The following is a 2,771-nucleotide window of genomic DNA, read 5'->3' on the forward strand; positions in this document are numbered from 1 at the left end:
GGTCTTCGCCGTGCTGGCCCTGGAGTCGGAGCCGGTCGACCCGCGCCTGTGAGCCGTGCGATCGCGGAGCCGCGCGGCCCGCGTCCGGGGGTCGCGCGGCCCGCGTCCGGAGATCGCGCGGCCCGCGTCCGGAGATCGCGCGCGGAGTCGCGCGGCCCGCGTCCGGGGGTCGCGGGCCCGTCCGCCGGCGCCTCCGAGCCGCGTGCCCAGGGAATACGTGAGTGATCGACGGGTAGTTCCCCGACCATTCGGGGAGGTGACCGCATGGCCACGCAACACACCCATCAGGAGCATCTGGGGCATGTCGTGTTCATCGCGGCGGCGGCCGCGATCGGCGGGTTCCTGTTCGGCTACGACAGCTCCGTGATCAACGGTGCGGTGGTCGGCATCCAGCGGCACTTCCAGGTGGGTTCGGTCCAGACCGGTTTCGTGGTGGCCATCGCGCTGCTGGGCTCGGCCCTGGGCGCGTGGGTGGGGGGCGGGCTGGCCGACCGGTGGGGGCGTACGCGGTCGATGCAGGTGGCGGCGCTGCTGTTCGCGGTCAGCTCGATCGGGCAGATGTTGCCGTTCGCGATCTGGGACCTGGCGTTGTGGCGGGTGATGGCGGGCTTCGCGATCGGCATGGCGTCGGTGCTCGGTCCGGCGTACATCGCCGAGGTCGCGCCGCCCGCCTACCGGGGGCGGCTCGGCTCGTTCCAGCAGCTCGCCATCGTGCTCGGGATCGCGGTCTCGCAGCTCGTCAACTACGTGATCGCCCGCCTGGCGGGCGGCGACGTGAACAACCAGTTGTGGGGGCTGCAGGCGTGGCAGTGGATGCTGGGCGCCTGCGTGGTGCCGGCGCTGCTGTTCCTGCTGTTCGCCTCGTCCATCCCCGAGTCGCCCCGCTACCTGGTCATGTCGGGACGGACGCGGCGGGCCCGCGAGGTGCTGGCCGAGATCGAGGGCGACGGCGTGAACCTCGACGACCGCATCTCGGAGATCCAGCACGTGCTGCGCACCGAACGCGTGCCGGGGCTGAAGGACCTGCGCGGCCCGGCGATGGGGCTGCTGCCGATCGTGTGGATCGGCATCGTGCTCTCCGTCTTCCAGCAGTTCGTCGGCATCAACGTGATCTTCTACTACTCGTCCGTGTTGTGGCAGTCGGTCGGCATCAACCAGAGCGACTCCCTGCTGATCAGCTTCTCCAGCTCGATCATCAACATCGTGGGCACGTTCATCGCGATCTCGCTCGTGGACCGGATCGGCCGCCGGCCGCTGCTCCTGGTCGGCTCGGCCGGGATGGCGGTCGCCCTGGCCACCGCGGCCTGGGCGTTCAGCTTCGCCGCAGGCGCGGGCGAGTCGGTCTCGCTGCCCGACCCGCAGGGCCCGATCGCGCTGGTCGCGGCCAACGCGTTCGTGCTGTTCTTCGCGCTGTCGTGGGGCGTGGTGGTCTGGGTGCTGCTGGGCGAGATCTTCCCCAACCGGATCCGGGCCGCCGCTTTGGGTGTCGCGGCCGGGGCCCAGTGGCTCGCCAACTGGCTGATCACGGTGTCGTTCCCGGCGCTGGCGGAGTGGAACCTGCCGCTCACGTACGCCATGTACGCGCTGTTCGCCGCGCTGTCGTTCATCTTCGTGAACAGGTGGATCAAGGAGACCAAGGGCCGCAAGTTGGAGGAGATGGGCTGAGCCCCGCGTCGGCCCCCGCCGTCGGATAGCCTCCGGTACGTGCTCGACGACGTCCTCGGCCCCTCCCCCGACGTGCTGTTCTGCGGCATCAACCCCGGCCTGATGTCCGGGGCCACCGGCCACCACTTCGCCCGGCCGGGTAACCGCTTCTGGCCCGCGCTGCACCTGTCCGGCTTCACGCCGCGCCTGCTGTCGCCCGCCGAGCAGGAGTTGCTGCCCTCGTACGGGCTGGGCGTCACGAACCTCGTCCCCCGGGCGAGCGCCAAGGCGTCGGAGCTGACGCGGGCGGAACTGGTGGCGGGCGGCGCGGCGCTGGCCGCCAAGGTGGCCGGGGCCGGCCCGAAGGTGCTGGCCGTGCTCGGCGTCTCCGCCTACCGGGTCGCCTTCGCCCGTCCCAGGTCGGTCATCGGGCCGCAGGCGGAGACGGTGGGCGGGGTCCGCGTGTGGGTGCTGCCGAACCCGAGCGGCCTGAACGCCCACTGGACGGTCGCCACGATCGCCGCCGAGATGGCCCGGTTGCGCTCGTCCCTCTGAGACCCGTACGGGTGAGGCCGGGGCCTGGGGCGTCGCCTGCCCGGTCACAGCGGGCGGGACGGCCACCGGTCCCCGGCCTCCGTCGCGGGTGAACTCCCTCACCCGCGCGTCTCACTCACCTCACTTGGCCGCGAAGTCCTGCGTCCAGTAGGGCGTGCCCGAGGAGTTCTTCGCCAGGCCGACGCCGATGAGGTTGTAGCGGCAGTTCATGATGTTGGCCTTGTGCCCGGAGCTGTTCATCCACGACTGCATGACCTGGGCGGGGGTGCGCTGCCCCATGGCGATGTTCTCGGCCCAGGCGGAGCCGCCGGTGAAGCCGGCCGCCTTGATGCGGTCCATGAAGGACCGGCCGTCCTTCGAGGTGTGGCTGAAGTAGTTCTTCGCCGCCATGTCGGCCGAGTGGCCGTAGGCGGCGGCGCGCAACTGCGGGTCGTGCTTGACCGCGGAGCAGCCGCCCTTCGCCCGCTCGGCGTTGACCAGCCGGATGACCTCGTTCTCCTCGGCCGTGCCGACGGTGCCGGACGGGGACGACCCGGTCGGCGTCGGGGTCGGCGTCGCGGGGGACGTCGGGG

3 protein-coding genes are annotated in these 2,771 nt (G+C 71.6%); 2 read left to right on the plus strand and 1 reads right to left on the minus strand.

Translation table 11 applies throughout. The features are described 5' to 3' along the window. Nucleotides 1-264 precede the first annotated feature (264 nt). Together FAF44_RS52725 and mug are read left to right on the plus strand one after the other, a co-directional pair. On the plus strand, nucleotides 265-1,665 hold the full coding sequence (locus FAF44_RS52725; RefSeq protein WP_237111043.1) for a sugar porter family MFS transporter: 1,401 nt from the start codon (nucleotides 265-267) through the stop codon (nucleotides 1,663-1,665). Between the two features lie 39 nt (nucleotides 1,666-1,704). Further along, on the plus strand, nucleotides 1,705-2,199 hold the full coding sequence (gene mug, locus FAF44_RS52730) for a G/U mismatch-specific DNA glycosylase (RefSeq protein WP_237111044.1): 495 nt from the start codon (nucleotides 1,705-1,707) through the stop codon (nucleotides 2,197-2,199). A gap of 120 nt (nucleotides 2,200-2,319) precedes the next feature. Here the strand turns inward: mug and FAF44_RS52735 are convergent. Beyond that, the coding region (locus tag FAF44_RS52735) for a CAP domain-containing protein (RefSeq protein ID WP_237111045.1) at nucleotides 2,320-2,771 on the minus strand (452 nt) is incomplete at its 5' end.

The sequence above is a fragment of the Nonomuraea sp. MG754425 genome (genome assembly GCF_021699195.1).
Taxonomy (GTDB): domain Bacteria; phylum Actinomycetota; class Actinomycetes; order Streptosporangiales; family Streptosporangiaceae; genus Nonomuraea.

What these genes read in the sequence shown, in the direction of transcription:
- FAF44_RS52725 (WP_237111043.1), top strand. Translation starts at nt 265, where the DNA reads ATGGCCACGCAACACACCCATCAGGAGCATCTGGGGCATGTCGTGTTC.